Origin of the sequence: Thiocapsa sp. (assembly GCF_018399035.1) — a bacterium.
GTDB lineage: Bacteria > Pseudomonadota > Gammaproteobacteria > Chromatiales > Chromatiaceae > Thiocapsa.
This window is the reverse complement of record NZ_CP073760.1, coordinates 5549578-5563644: the sequence shown is the minus strand read 5'-3', so window position 1 is coordinate 5563644 and position 14067 is coordinate 5549578. Positions and strand designations below refer to the sequence as shown.

Genomic DNA, 14067 nt, shown 5'->3' with positions numbered 1-14067 from the left:
ACAGCGGAGGATGGCGGCAGGGCGCATCGGGCCGGGCCTCAGCCGGCGCTCGAGGCTCAATTCCATTCGCCCGTCGGCTGGACCAGCGAGCGGATTCGCGCCAGTGCAGTGTCGCCGACATCGGAAAACTCGATCCCGAGCAGCCAGCACTCCTCGCCGGTGCTCGGCGACACCCAGACCACGGAGCCGACGGCTTGAATGCCTTCCGGGATCTCCGGTGCCTCCATCTCGACCAACAGTCGAGAACGCACGGCGAACATTCGGTCGGCCCACACCTGGAGTCCACCCTCGCTGATGTTGCGCCCGAGCACCGCGTGCATCCCCGGGACACCGCCGTGCGCATCCGAGCCAAGTTGCACGAGGCGAGCGTGGCAGTCCCAGGACACCCGCTCGTAGCTCCTTCGATCCGCATCCGCGTCGCTGATCGCCATAGATACCTCAAACCGCCTGATTGATCGAAACGCCGGATGGGGGGAACCTCCGGCCGGTCATCCGGAAACCGATCCGTGCTGCCGAACCCGCATCCTATAAACACAGCAACGGGGTAAGGATAGCGCTCGTCTCGGGGGCTGTCGACCAAGCGTGCAGCAGCTCGCACCGGATCAGACCGGTGTGGGAAATACTTCAATCCATCTTCGAAGAACTTGAGACTTATAAGACGGGGCGCCGACGAACATCGGATCTTCGCGAAATATTGAAGGCGATATTCTATCTGAATAAAACCGGATATCCGTGGCGGTATCTGCCTAAAAAGCTCGTCAGCGGCCTTGCGCGTAATTCCGGCCATCGTGGCACGTGGCGCAGAGCGCCACGGGGCATGCGTGACACCGCAGAGCGGGTGTCACGAGCGACTGATGATTTTGATGGGGGTAAACTCGTGAAAGGCCGAAAGCGCCATATCATTGAAGTTGGTTGTGCCTCGCACGGCTCGGCACAACGGCACGACAGGTGGCGGCTGGCGGCTGGAAGCTACCTTGCCAACCCGGCCGCGATCTGCCGCATGCGCTCGACCATGGCGACCAAACCGTTGCGGCGGGTCATGCTCAGGTGCTCGTCGAGGCCCAAACGGCTGAAGAAGGCTTGCGCATCGAAGGCGAGGATGGCGCCGGCCGGTTGGCCGGAGTAGAGCTGCTGCAGGAGGGCAATGAGGCCGCGGACGATGTTGGCATCGCTGTCGGCGAGGAACTCGATGACGTCGGGCGAGCCGGGACGCACACGGGCCGAGAGGTGGACGCGACTCTGGCAGCCGGGGACGAAGGTCTCCGGGGTCTTCAAGGCATCCGGCATGGGCGTGAGGCGCTCGCCGAGATCCATGATCTGTTGATGGCGCATCGGCCAATCGGGTAGAAGCTCGAAGATCTCGGCGATCTCCTCCGCGGCCGACTCGGGCGAATCGGCTGCGGCTGTCGGATAGAGGACCTCTTCAGCCGCCATGTCGTACGACGCCGTCCTGGCGGAGGTCTCGCGGGCACCCGCGACGATCTCGGCGAGCGCAGCGGCGAGCCGCTCGACCTCGGCCTCGGTGTTGTAGACACCGAAGGAGGCGCGCGCGGTCGAGGCGATGCCCAGCCGATCCATCAGCGGCTGGCAGCAATGATGGCCGGTGCGGATACAGATGCCGCGCAGATCGAGCTGCATGCCGATATCCAGCGTGCCGATCGGCGGATCGACCATGACCCAGGAGACCACGGCGGCCTTGTGCGGTGCGGTGCCCTTGATCTCGAGACCGGGAATCACGGACAGGCGCTCGGTGGCCAACCGCAGGAGACGCTGCTCGTGCGCCCCGATCCGCTCGAACCCGACCCCTTCAATCCACTCGATGGCCGCGGCCAGACCGACCGCACCGGCGATATGCGGCGTGCCGGCCTCGAACTTGTTCGGAAGCTGCGCGTAGGTCGTCTTCTCGAAGGTGACCTGCTCGATCATGTCCCCGCCGCCCTGGTACGGCGGCATCGCCTCGAGCAGACCGCGTTTTCCGTAGAGCACGCCCATGCCGGTCGGCCCGTAGAGCTTGTGTCCGGAGAAGGCGTAAAAATCGGCATCCAGGGCCTGGACGTCGGTCGCCCCGTGGGCGACCCACTGGGCGCCGTCGATCAGGGCCAGAGCCCCTGCGGCATGGGCCTCGTCGATGATCGTCTTGACCGGATTGACGGTGCCGAGTGCGTTGGAGACGTGGTTGACCGCGACCAGCCGGGTGCGCGAGGAGAGCAGGCGACGGTAGGCGTCCATGTCGAGCTCGCCGGCATCGTCGATCGGGATGACCCGGATGCGCGCACCCGTGGTCTCGCAGGCCATCTGCCAGGGCACGATGTTGGAATGATGCTCCAAGCGGGACAGGATGATCTCGTCGCCGGGCTGCAGGTTGGCCCGACCCCAGGAGGCGGCGACCAGATTGATGGACTCGGTCGTCCCGCGCGTGAAGAGACACTCGACGGGCTCGGCGGCGTGCAGGAAGTGCGCGACCATCTCGCGCGCGTAGTCGTGCATCCGCGTGGCATTGCGCGAGAGCTGGTAGACCCCGCGATGGATGTTGGCGTGGTATTGCTGATGATAGTCGCTGACCGCCTGGATGACCTGGAGCGGCTGCTGGGTGCTCGCGGCGTTGTCCAGGTAGGCCAACGGCTGGTCGTGCACGCGGGTTGCGAGGATCGGAAACTGGGCGCGCAGGGCCGCCAGGTCCAAGGGCACGGAGGGTGCTGGGGTCGGGGAGAGTCGCGGGGTCATCTCGGTTCAATGCACTCGGATGTGGCCATAGATGTCCAGGTACTGGCGTGCCGGCCGGCCCCATGAGCGGTCGACACGCATCCCGTTGATCTGCAGCTGGCGAAAATACGCGGGGTGGTTGCGCCACAGATCGATCGCGCGCTGCATGGCGGCGGCCAAGGCGGACTCGGTCAGGTCGTCGAAGAGATAGCCGTTGCGCTCCTCGAAGGGACGATCCGAGTAGTTGGCATCGAAGACCGTATCGGCAAGCCCCCCGACACGCCGCGCGATCGGGACAACGCCGTATTTCATCGCGATCATCTGGGTCAAACCGCAGGGCTCGTAGATGCTCGGGATGAGGATCATGTCCGCGCCTGCATAGATGAGATGGGACAACTCCTCGTCATACGCAAGGACCAGGCGACAATCCGGGTGTTCCTCGGTGTCCTCCTGGAGACGCCGGAACTGCTCGGCGACCACCGGATCGAGTGCGGCCCCGAGGAGCGCGAGCTGGCAGTCGAGCGCGCACGCGTGCGCGATGCCGAACCGCAGGAGATGCACGCCTTTTTGATAGTCGAGCCGGCTCACGACGGCCACGATGGGCTTCTCGTCCTGAACGAGACCCAAATAATCCCGCAAGGCCCGGCGATTGACCTCCTTGTCGTCGAGCCGGTCGGCATCGAAGGGCCCCGGGATGTGCCGATCGGTCGTGGGGTTCCAGACCGCATCGTCGATGCCGTTCAGCACACCTCCGAACTTACCGTCGTGGGTCTTCAGAACGCCCTGAAGCCCCATCCCCTGCTCGGTGTTCTGGATCTCCCAGGCATAGCGTGGCGAGACGGTGTTCACGAAGTTGGAAAAGACGATCCCGCCCTTCATCAGATTCACGGCGCGCGGATCGGCAGGATCCTGGAGACGGTCCGGCGTCATGAGACGGGCCGGATCCAGGCCGACCTGCCGCAGGATGGATTCGCCGACGACACCCTGGTAACCGAGGTTGTGCAGGCTGTAGCAGACGCGCACGTCGGTCAGTCCGAGGCGCTGGTACATCTCGAACAAGAGGACGGGCACCAGCGCGGTTTGCCAATCGTGACAATGGATGACGTCCGGGCGCCTGCCCGAGATCAGCATGAATTCCAGCACGGCCCGACAGAAGAACGCGAAGCGATCCGCATCGTCCGCCTCGCCGTAGATGCGCCCGCGCTGAAAAAATCGATGGGGCGAGTCGGACTCGATAAAGAAGCAGGTCACCCCGTCGACCTCGCCCGAGTCGACGCGACAGTCGATCCACCGATCGAAATAGGGGACGCGCAGCTCCCGGCAGACCTCGCGGCGCCCTTCGATCAGATCGTGGCGCAGCGAATCGTACCCCGGCAAAAAGACCTCGACTTCTTGCCCGAGCGCGAGAAGCTCGCGCGAGAGCCCGTGCACGACATCACCGAGCCCGCCTGCCTTCGCGATCGGCGCACACTCGGCGCTGACCATGGCAATATACATACCTTAGATTCCCGATTGGCTTTTTGATGGCGGGGACGCCGAAACCCTCGACCCGCCCACGCGCGGGATCACCCCGCATGCGGGGTGATCCCGATGACTCTCCTACGCGGGTCTTACGACGACTCGTTCCCGCCGCGCGCAGCGATGTAGGCCAACGCCTTGTCGATGCGACGCAGCGTCGCATCCTTGCCGACCAGGCGCAGGGTCTCGTCGATACCCGGCGAGGCGGCGCGACCGACGATCGCCACGCGCAAGGGCTGGGCGACCTTGCCCATGTTGGTTCCCAGCTCCTCGGCGACGCCTTCGACGACGTGCTTGAGTCCCTCCAGCGTCCAATCCTCGTAGGCCATCATCTCGAAGGCCGCACGCAGACGCTCCAACCCCTCGCGCGCCACCAAACGCAGATGCTTCTTGGCGGACGCGTCATCGAAGGCATCGAAGTCGCGATAGAAGAAGGCGCTGATCTCGGCCAGCTCGGTCAAGGTCTTCGCACGTGCGGCCTGGACCGAGACCACCTCGACCAGATCCGGGCCGGTCGCGGGGTCGATGTCGAGCCGTCCCATATGCGGGCTGAGCAGGCGGGCGATCCGCGCCGCATCGGCGTGATGCAGGTACTGCTGGTTGAGCCAATCGAGCTTCTCGGTGTTGAAGGAGGAAGCCGCCTTGTTGACGTCCCCGATCTCGAAGAGGCGGATCATCTCCTCGACGGAGAAGAGCTCCTGATCGCCGTGCGACCACCCCAGGCGCACCAAATAGTTGAGCAGGGCCTCGGGCAAATAGCCCTGATCGCGATAGGCGATGACGCTCACCGCACCGTGACGCTTGGACAGACGCGCCCCGTCGTCGCCGAGGATCATGGGCACATGGGCGTAGCGCGGCGGCTCATGGCCGAGCGCACGCAGGATGTTGATCTGGCGCGGCGTGTTGTTCAGATGATCGTCGCCGCGGATGACATGGGTGATGCCCATATCCGCGTCGTCCACCACCACGCTCAGGTTGTAGGTCGGCGCACCGTCGCTGCGCCGAATGATCAGGTCGTCCAGCTCGGCGTTGGCGAAGACGACCCGCCCGCGAATCATGTCGTCGACGACCACGACGCCGTCGGCCGGATTCTTGAAGCGGATGACGTGCGGCTCGTTCGGATCGATCTCGTGGCCGCGACAATGGCCGTCGTAGCGCGGTTTGAGCCGCTGCACCATCTGGTCCTCGCGCAGTGACTCCAAGCGCTCCTTCGAGCAGACGCAGCGATAGGCCAGCCCCTTGACCAGCAGCTCCTCGATCACGGCGTTGTAACGCTCGAAGCGCTGGGTCTGGTAGAAGGGCCCTTCGTCGTAGTCCAGGCCGAGCCAGGTCATGCCCTCGAGGATGGCGTTCACGGACTCGGCCGTCGAGCGCTCCAGGTCCGTATCCTCGATCCGCAGCACGAACTGCCCGCCGTGCTTACGCGCGAAGAGATAGCTGAAAAGCGCCGTGCGGGCGCCTCCGACGTGCAGATAACCGGTGGGGGACGGGGCGAATCGGGTACGGACGGTCATGGGCTTCCGGATCGGTTGTAGGGGACGCGTGGCGGCGATTCTAACAGAGCCCCTTCGACCTGCCCGCTTGTTCGCTCGGCTTCTTCCCTCGACTTGTTCAATCAAGCACCCTTCGGTTATGTTCGCGCCATGAGATTCTCCGAAGCAGACGGCAGCAGCGGCCCACTGATCGACGCCTACGGGAACGACGGCATCCTGATCGGGGGTCGACGCTTTACCCGAGGGCTGATCGTGACACCGAACCGGGTCGAAGAGGGCTGGGGTCCGGCCCACCCGGCCGATCTGACGGTCGAGCACTTGGATGCGCTGATCGCGATCGAGCCCGAGACCCAGGTCATCGTGCTGGGGACCGGGGAGACTCAGGTCTTTCCCGACCCGGCGCTTTACTTTGCCGTGATCGGGCGAGGGGTCGGTTTCGAGGTCATGGATACGGGTGCCGCCTGCCGGACCTACAACATCTTGATGTCGGAAGGGCGGCGCGTCGTCGCGGGCCTGTTGCCCTGGCGCTGAACCGCGTCAGGCGTGATTGATGCTGTTTCATCGATGCTTCGCGTTCGGCTTGAACCACGCGACTTGGAGTCGACGCGGTTCAGGTCTTTTATTCGGTCTTTCGGGTCGGAATCCTAACGGCCGCGTGTCGGCCCACCGCTCGCTCGATCCTTATCGCATCATCAGGAGCACTCTACCCCATGGATCGACAGATCATTCTCTCCGTCCTCGGCGTCGCCATCCTCGGCTTCTTGGGCGCTCTTCTCCTCATGCCCGCGTCCATCGAAGACGGCCCGGACCGCTTGCCTTGGCGCGTCGCGCAAGACGTCGCCGGGCGCACGCAGGTCTTCGGCTTCACGATCGGGGAGACCACGCTGACGCAGGTGCGCGCGCTGTTCGGCGAGGACGGTAAGGTCAATCTCTTCCAAGACCCGACACAGGCCGAGCCCTACGGTGTGGAGGCATTCTTCGACCAGATCCATCTGCAGCGCCTGCGCGCGGACTTCGTGATCACGCTCGATGTCGATCAGGCCACCCTCGCCCCCATGTACGAGCGCGGTCTGCGGATCAGCCAGGTCGGCAGCGGCAGCCGCAAGATCAAGCTCGACCCGACCGATGTCGAGACCCTATCGTCCCGTCCCATCCGATCCATCAGCTATCTTCCGAAGGCCAGACTGGACAACGAGCTGATCGAGCAACGCTTCGGCACACCCGATCTGCTCCTGACCGAGCCCGAGACCGACATCGTCCATTGGCTCTACCCCGAACGCGGAATGGACATCAGCCGCAGCCCCAACGGGACCGTCATCATTCAATACGTCAACCCGGCCGACTTCGACCGGCTCCTGAGCCCCCTTCAGGATGCCGTCCCCGGGGAGGAGACGCCGCCGGAGACCTGAGCATGTCGAAGCACCCTCTTCTCGTCGCCTTGGCCTTGGCGGGCTTCGCGGTCGCCGGAGCGACGTCGGCCGCCGAGCCGACCAAGATCCGTTTTGTCACCGACTGGAAGGCGCAGGCCCCGCAGGGCGGCTTCTACCAGGCCAAGGCGCTCGGGCTCTACGCCGAGCAGGGTCTCGATGTGGAGATCCTTCAGGGCGGCCCCTCGGTGAATGTCCCGCTCTTGCTGGGCTCCAACCAGGCCGATTTCGGGATCGGCTCCAACAGCTTTATCCCGCTCAACATCGTCGCGGCCGGGATCCCGGCGAGCGCCGTCGCGGCTATCTTCCAGAAAGACCCGCAGGTCCTGATCACGCATCCGCGCGAGGACATCCGATCCATTGCCGACATGAAGGGCAAGCCCATCATGATCTCGGACGCCGGCGTGGGCAGCCATTGGATCTGGCTGAAGGCCAAATTCGGATTCACGGATCGGCAGATCCGCAAGTACACCTACAACCTCGCGCCCTTCCTCGTCGATCCCGGTGCGATCCAACAGGGCTATGTCACCAGCGAGCCCTACGAGATCGCGAAGGCAAGCGGCATCGCGCCGCAGGTCTTTCTCCTCGCCGACGAGGATTACCCCTCCTACGGGACCCTGATCCTGGCCTCCGACGAGCGCATCCGCAGCGACCCGCAACAGGTCCGGGCCTTCGTCGCGGCCTCCATCGCCGGCTGGAAGGACTATCTCACCGGCGACCCCACGCCCGGCAACACCCTGATCAAGGCCGCCAATCCGGAGATGAGCGATGATGTGCTGCTGCACGCCATCGCCGAGATGAACCGCTACCGGCTCGCCACCGCCGGCGATGCCGAAACCGCCGGGATCGGCGTCATGACCGAGGCGCGCTGGCAGGCCTTCTTCGAGACCATGTCCGCCGACGGGGTGTATCCGGAGAACCTGGATTGGCGGCGCGCCTATTCACTCGACTTCCTCCCGCCGACCCTCCCGCCGACCCTCCCGCCAAATCCGTGAGCAGCGGCCTGCGCCTGGATCGACTGACCAAGACCTTCCCCAACGGCACCGCCGCACTCGGGGAGCTGAGCGCCGAGATCGAAGCAGGTGCCTTCGTCTCTCTGCTCGGCCCCTCCGGATGCGGCAAGAGCACGGTCCTGAGGCTCATCGCCGGCCTGGAGGAGCCCACACGGGGGCGTGTGGACTGGCCGCAGTCACGCGGCTCGCTCGGCTTCATCTTCCAGGAACCGACCCTCATGGCCTGGGCAAGTGCGGCCAAGAACGTCGCCCTTCCGCTCGAGCTCGCCGGCATGGCCAAGAACGAAGCGCGCGAGCGGGCCTGTGCCGCGCTGGAGAAGGTGGGCCTCGCGGGTTTTGCCGATGCCCTGCCCCGCGAGCTCTCGGGCGGGATGCGCATGCGTGTCTCCATCGCACGCGCGCTGGTCGCCGACCCCGATGTGCTCTTGATGGACGAGCCCTTCGCGGCGCTCGACGAATTCACCCGCGGCAAGCTCAACGACGACCTGCTGCACCTCTGGGGCGAGCGCGGATTCACCGGGGTCTTCGTCACGCACTCGGTCTTCGAGGCCGTGTATCTGTCGCGACGCATCCTGATCCTCAGCGGGCGTCCGGGACGTCTGGTCGCCGACATCGAGAACCCCGCGCCCTACCCGCGCGAGCCCGGCTACCGAACCTCCGCCGCCTTCAACACGACCGCGCGCGACATCCTCGATGTGCTGGAGGGGGTTTCGACATGCTGATGCGGGGCCTGCGGATCATCCTGCCGATCGCGCTCTTCCTGGGTGTGATCCGGTTTTGGGAGTGGTCAGTCGTCTATTGGGAGATCAAACCCTTCATCCTGCCGCCGCCGAGCGCCATCCTGGCGGTCTTCGCGACCGACGGGGCCTCTCTGCTCGGCTCGGCCTGGACCACCTTGGGTACGACCTTGGCGGCCTTCACGCTGGCAGTGGTCTCGGGCACGGCGCTCGCGGCGCTCTTCGCCTCCAGCCGTATCGCGGAGGCCGCACTCTCGCCCTACGCCGTGATCCTGCAGGTCACGCCGATCATCGCCATCGCCCCCTTGATCATCGTCTGGGTCGGGCTCGACAACGCCTGGCTCGCCGTGCTGATCCTCGCCTGGATCGCCGCCTTCTTCCCGGTCCTGGCAAGCGCGACCGCAGGTCTCAAGGCGGTCGACCCCAATCTGCGCGACCTCTTCAGGCTCTATCGCGCGGATTTCCGGCAGACCTTCATCCGGCTCATGGTCCCCTCCTCCCTGCCCTATCTCCTCGCCGGCATCAAGACCGCCGGCGGACTCGCCCTGGTCGGTGCGGTGGTCGCCGAGTTCGCCGCCGCCTCCGGCAACACCAACGGGCTCGCCTGGCGCATCCTCGAGGCCGGCAATCGGCTGCAGATCGCCAAGATGTTCGCCGCCCTGCTCTTACTCGCACTCATGGGCGTCATCCTCTACGCGATCCTGAGCTTCGTGGAATGGCTGCTCCTGCATCGCTGGCACGGGGATCGGCGGGCCTAAGTCACGTGTCGGAAACAAGTCAAACACCGAATCCAATGATGGTGACGGGTCTGCAGATCCAGCGACTGGATCGGGTGCGAGGGCTGCTGCAGCGGGGCGAGACGCTGCGCACGCAGTGCCCGGAGTCGATGACGCGGCTCGGCGCGGTGCGCGTGGGCCTGCTCGCGCGCGAGGCTGGCTTGGACGGAGGCGCTCGGCGCCTCGTCGATGCGCGCGGCGAACGCCGGCGGGCGTCCCGGGCCGTGGCGGCGCCGATGATAAGCCTGCTCGGCGGCGCATTCCTCTTGCCAGCGCGCCTTCGCCTCGGCCTCCGCCGTCTCGGCCTGCTGCTCGGCGCGCTTCAGCGACAGACTCATCGCCTGGCTCACCGCATGCTGCAGATGGAACAGGTCCGTGGAATGGTGTGCGTCCAGATCACGCTCGACATGCGCCAACAACCCCTTGGCCTCATCGCCGGTGCCTTGCACTACGGTGACATTCAGCCCCTCGAGCGCATCCTCGAGCGCCTGCGTCCAGGCCGCCGCCGAGCGCGCATCGCTCCTGTGCTCGAGCAGGATGAAGTTCGAGACCGCATCGCTGCCCACCAAACGCATGCCGTCTTTCCACGTCTCATCTTCGGCGATGCTCAGTGTGCGATGGGGCATGGCTTGAGCCAGCGTCCCGCGCAGTTCGGTGGCAGCGGTGACGATCTGCTCCTCCAAGTCGGTCTGGAAGGCCTGCTGCGCGCCGTAGGAGGCGCCGATGAACGCCGACAGTCCACTGCGCTCGAGAAAGTCGCAGACCACGCGCACGCCCGCGCCGCCCTGCTCGCCGATGCTCCAGTGTGCGGCAACCAGGATCCGGCGCAGCCACACCACGCCCTCGGGCGTCTCGACGAAGGCCGCCAGCGCCGCCGGTGCCGCGATCGCAGGGGGCGCGTTCCAGTGACGCAGGGTGCTGCGCGCCACGCCGGCGCCGCTGACCGCCGCGCGTTGACTCTGCCCATCCTGCCGGGCTTGCGCCACCGCATGCAGATGATTGGCGCGATCCAAGCGATCATGGATTGGCGTGGGGCGTCGATCTGCACTGGAGTCAACGCAGGCAGGGGCATCGGACAACGGCATCTCCCTCGGTCAGTTTGCACTTCCAAGGGTACGCCTACCCGGCGCTCCTGCCACTCCTTCATGGCGCTTGATCGCCTACCGAAACACTCCGTTTTGGACCAACCGATGATCAAGGCCAAACGGATCAACGATCAATACGGCCATAATGTGGGAGATATTATACTATCCACAGTGGCAGGCAAACTGCAAAATGCGATTCGACGAACGGACAGTCTGGCTCGATGGGGAGGAGAAGAATTTGTTATTCTTGCCGTGGATTCCGACATCCATCAGGCATTGCTTCTCGCAGAAAAAATCCGCGAAACCGTGCGGGAGATTCCCTTTGAAAATAAGATCACGCTCACGGTGAGCATAGGTGTAGCGGAATATCAACCGGATGAAACATTTGATCACTTTTGCTGCCGGGCGGACGCTGCTCTGTATCGTGCGAAAGACGAGGGCCGAAACCGGATTGTCATTGACACTCAGGCCGCGTCTATAGAGAATGCTCTGAACCCCTGTGGCGAATAATAAAAAACCTAATACTACTTTGTTACCTTCGGCTAGCTGACTGATTTTGCTATACTTATCGAAGTGCCCATATTATATACGATAAGTGTTTAGATGATCACGAAAAACAGCCCTAGAAAAGACGATGTGCGAAAGCAGTTAAATAACAACCTCGCGCTTCACATCGAAGAATATCATCATTGCTTTCGGAATGAAACATCCGACGGCCATGAGTTAGGCGCGGCATATATTCGCGGTCTCTTTAAAACAGAAGCAGGAAAGCGCAATATAGAACGCATGAACGAAGAACTCGAATTGTCTGGCGATGGCTATCAGCGTGTTCAGCAGTTTATTACGAACTCGACATGGTCAGCACCCAATCTAATCAGTGAAATCGCACTGAACACGTCTGATCTATACGCCAGCGAAAACGAGTATCGACGTTGTGATGTCGGGTATATTATCGATGAGTCAGCGCATATCAAGAAAGGAAAAAACTCCGCTGGCGTCGCGCGACAATATGCCGGTGTCAGGGGAAAAGTCGAGAATTGCCAAGTTGGTGTATATGTCAGTCTGGTATGGAATGCACATAGCACGTTGATTAATGAGCGGCTCTTTCTGCCGGAATGCTGGACGTCCGATCCCAAACGCTGCGAGAAGGCCGGGATCCCAGAGGAAAAGCGGACGTTCAAAACAAAACTCGACCTCGCCCTTGAGATGGTCAAAGCCGACGTCGAGGCTGGCGTAGAGTTTGGCTGGGTTGGGGGAGATGGTCTTTACGGCCATGGATCTGAACTCGGCAACAGCTTGGATAACATGGGGTTAACGTTCATACTCGATGTGCATTGCAATCAACAGATCTATCCCACGAAACCGGATCTCGGTGTTCCTGAAAGCGCGTCGAAACGTGGAGCGAAGCCAACGAAACTGCGTGCCGATAGGGATTCCATTCGAGTCGATTTGTACGCCCAGCAACTTTCTATTTATGAATGGCAGACGATCACCGTTCGAGACGGCACGAAGGGGCAGCTGACGCTCTCGATGCATGCGTCCCGTGTTTGGCTCTGGGACGGCAAGTCGGACGCGCTGACCGAGCGCGTTCTTGTCATTAGCAGAAATCAGTCGGACAACAAGATCAAGTACTCGCTGAGCAACGCCGATTATCTTACTACATCGATCCAACGATTCGCTTACATGCAGGCACAGCGCTATTGGGTCGAGCGCGCGTTTCAAGAAGCCAAGAGCGAGTTTGGAATGTCCGATTACCAAGTCAGAAAGTGGGATGCGTGGCACCATCATATGGCGCTCGTCATGTTATCGCTATCATTTATCGTTAAAGAGCGCATGTTTTACAAAGACGATTGTCCGTTGCTGAGTTGTCGGGACATTCGGCTGATGATTATAGCGATGCTACTCAACGACCCCGCTGCCGTGGATAAGAAAATAGCACAAATGGAAATCAGACATAAGCAAAGGCGCGAAGACATTGATCGACGCTACAAAGCGAACGTCGCTGCATGATCGTAGCTCCAGAATTAAGGTAACAAAGTAGTACTAAGGAAAGCATGGAGGCATCGGGGCCAAGTTTTGAAGTCGCGCAATGCGTGATTTCAAGACTTGACCCAACGCTCCGCTTTGGATCAAGCGATTTGTTACTTCGATTGTTACCTACAGGAACTTTTGAAAAGCACTATAATATGAGCCAATTGCATGGCTAGTCGCCGGTTCCAGATTAGGCGTCGATGGATTGGCTTGAAATTATTACCTTTAGCTTTTTCATTGCGAATCTGGTGCGTGATTCAGGGTTTAGTTTAAAATGTTGTGACGCCGCCCATTCGATTAACTCCACCATATCGACATTGATCTTTATGACCTTATAGCCTCTATTTTCCATGTCCAAGCGTGTTGTTTCTGTAATTGCAGCCATCTCGTCATATGAAATTGAAAAATTTTCTTTGTCGACAGATTGTTCTCTGAGAATTTCATATTGATCTCTTCGATAATACGGAATAGAACAAATCTTCGTTTCCAAATTCTTCACCTTATGGTCGATTCTTGGCCGACGACAGGTCCGTAGAGGGAAAGGGCACCAAGACTAAATCATCAGAGTGAATGCGGGGCTAGGTCTCACATGTACCTCATGGCACGGTCCGCTCACGGACCGAAGCCATAAGTGCGCAATGGGAAACCTGACACTACTCCCCTCCGCAGCCGAGCCTCTCGTTAGGCGTCTTTCTGATGTTTAAGCCACTTTCAGAAGTGCATCTTGTAAGGCGCTGGGAATTTGAAGCGGGAAGAATCGATCTTTGCTGTATCCGTAGTCTTCGCCGCTTTCATCGATTACGCGTATGTAGCCGTGAGCGTCAGCATTGCTGTCAGGAATAACCTGATACAACTTGCCAACCTCTAACGATGCGGGGTAGTCTTGGTTGTTAACGCAAACCGCGAAGGACGGATTTTCTTGCTTGGCCATAGTTATCGTTCTGCTAATCAAGTAGAGGAAACTTTATTTTGAATTCTCTCTTACCGATGCCATGAGCTTCATACCAATGAAGTTCCGCTGTATGTACGGTGCCATCTATTAGTTCGACACGCGCGAAACCTTTAAGTTTTCTCCAGTTTCCCTTGCCGTACTGCTTTCGGAGTCGGGGTAAGTCACGTATCCCAGTTCCGACTGCGACGGGCTCAACGCCCTCAATTGCGCCGATGATTTCAAAATCCACAATAGGCTTAACCGTTTCTGCGCCTAACGCCATGCTCAGCCGAGCCGGTTGAGAGAGAGCGAAACCGACTTCGGCTGTAGCTCATCGTTAGGCAGCTAATGTA

14 protein-coding genes and 1 pseudogene are annotated in these 14067 nt (G+C 61.5%); 8 read left to right on the top strand and 7 right to left on the bottom strand.

Translation table 11 applies throughout. The features are described 5' to 3' along the window. Nucleotides 1–56: 56 nt before the first annotated feature. A complete protein-coding gene (locus KFB96_RS25425) occupies nucleotides 57–431 on the bottom strand; it encodes a PilZ domain-containing protein (protein ID WP_213455683.1) in 375 nt (124 codons plus the stop codon). Nucleotides 432–610: 179 nt separating this feature from the next. On the opposite strand from KFB96_RS25425, the pseudogene KFB96_RS25420 reads away from it, so the two are divergent. Then, nucleotides 611–751, top strand: a pseudogene (locus tag KFB96_RS25420) (transposase); the annotation flags it as partial. 218 nt (nucleotides 752–969) lie between these two features. Here the strand turns inward: KFB96_RS25420 and KFB96_RS25415 are convergent. The 3 genes from KFB96_RS25415 to gltX all read right to left on the bottom strand — a co-directional run bounded on the left by KFB96_RS25415 (nucleotide 970) and on the right by gltX (nucleotide 5735). Then, complete coding sequence (locus KFB96_RS25415; protein WP_213465958.1) at nucleotides 970–2724, bottom strand: SufS family cysteine desulfurase; 1755 nt, start codon at nucleotides 2722–2724, stop codon at nucleotides 970–972. 6 nt (nucleotides 2725–2730) lie between these two features. Next, nucleotides 2731–4200, bottom strand: a complete 1470-nt coding sequence (locus KFB96_RS25410) for a glycogen synthase (protein WP_213455685.1) — start codon at nucleotides 4198–4200, stop codon at nucleotides 2731–2733. A 113-nt stretch (nucleotides 4201–4313) separates the two neighbouring features. Next, on the bottom strand, nucleotides 4314–5735 hold the full coding sequence (gltX, locus tag KFB96_RS25405) for a glutamate--tRNA ligase (RefSeq protein ID WP_213455687.1): 1422 nt from the start codon (nucleotides 5733–5735) through the stop codon (nucleotides 4314–4316). A 129-nt stretch (nucleotides 5736–5864) separates the two neighbouring features. Between gltX and KFB96_RS25400 the strand changes: the two genes are divergently transcribed. From KFB96_RS25400 to KFB96_RS25380, 5 genes are all read left to right on the top strand, one after another. Then, the gene (locus tag KFB96_RS25400) at nucleotides 5865–6245 is read left to right on the top strand and encodes an Mth938-like domain-containing protein (protein ID WP_213455689.1); all 381 of its coding nucleotides are present in this window, start codon (nucleotides 5865–5867) and stop codon (nucleotides 6243–6245) included. 179 nt (nucleotides 6246–6424) lie between these two features. Then, nucleotides 6425–7123: a hypothetical protein gene (locus KFB96_RS25395; RefSeq protein ID WP_213455691.1), complete on the top strand. Its 699-nt coding sequence runs from the start codon at nucleotides 6425–6427 to the stop codon at nucleotides 7121–7123. Nucleotides 7124–7125: 2 nt separating this feature from the next. Then, nucleotides 7126–8136: an ABC transporter substrate-binding protein gene (locus KFB96_RS25390; protein WP_213455693.1), complete on the top strand. Its 1011-nt coding sequence runs from the start codon at nucleotides 7126–7128 to the stop codon at nucleotides 8134–8136. Then, complete coding sequence (locus tag KFB96_RS25385) at nucleotides 8133–8876, top strand: ABC transporter ATP-binding protein (protein WP_213455695.1); 744 nt, start codon at nucleotides 8133–8135, stop codon at nucleotides 8874–8876. The genes KFB96_RS25390 and KFB96_RS25385 overlap by 4 nt, the downstream gene beginning before the upstream one ends. Continuing rightward, nucleotides 8870–9649: an ABC transporter permease gene (locus tag KFB96_RS25380; protein WP_213455696.1), complete on the top strand. Its 780-nt coding sequence runs from the start codon at nucleotides 8870–8872 to the stop codon at nucleotides 9647–9649. The genes KFB96_RS25385 and KFB96_RS25380 overlap by 7 nt, the downstream gene beginning before the upstream one ends. Here the strand turns inward: KFB96_RS25380 and KFB96_RS25375 are convergent. Further along, nucleotides 9646–10680 carry a hypothetical protein gene (locus KFB96_RS25375; RefSeq protein ID WP_213501628.1) on the bottom strand — a complete coding sequence of 345 codons (1035 nt, stop codon included), beginning with the start codon at nucleotides 10678–10680 and terminating at the stop codon, nucleotides 9646–9648. The two genes, KFB96_RS25380 and KFB96_RS25375, sit on opposite strands and share 4 nt — an antisense overlap. 177 nt (nucleotides 10681–10857) lie before the next feature. Here KFB96_RS25375 and KFB96_RS25370 point away from each other — a divergent pair, with 177 nt between their 5' ends. Together KFB96_RS25370 and KFB96_RS25365 are read left to right on the top strand one after the other, a co-directional pair. Beyond that, nucleotides 10858–11262: a GGDEF domain-containing protein gene (locus KFB96_RS25370; RefSeq protein WP_213455702.1), complete on the top strand. Its 405-nt coding sequence runs from the start codon at nucleotides 10858–10860 to the stop codon at nucleotides 11260–11262. Between the two features lie 93 nt (nucleotides 11263–11355). After that, nucleotides 11356–12762 (top strand): IS701 family transposase, encoded by a 1407-nt coding sequence (locus tag KFB96_RS25365; RefSeq protein WP_213455704.1) that lies wholly within the window; start codon nucleotides 11356–11358, stop codon nucleotides 12760–12762. A 211-nt stretch (nucleotides 12763–12973) separates the two neighbouring features. Here the strand turns inward: KFB96_RS25365 and KFB96_RS25360 are convergent, their stop codons facing one another. Together KFB96_RS25360 and KFB96_RS25355 are read right to left on the bottom strand one after the other, a co-directional pair. After that, the gene (locus KFB96_RS25360) at nucleotides 12974–13282 is read right to left on the bottom strand and encodes a hypothetical protein (RefSeq protein WP_213455706.1); all 309 of its coding nucleotides are present in this window, start codon (nucleotides 13280–13282) and stop codon (nucleotides 12974–12976) included. Nucleotides 13283–13483: 201 nt separating this feature from the next. Next, entirely contained in the window at nucleotides 13484–13714 is a 231-nt protein-coding gene (locus tag KFB96_RS25355) for a hypothetical protein (protein WP_213455708.1), read from the bottom strand. Between the last annotated feature and the right edge of the window lie 353 nt (nucleotides 13715–14067).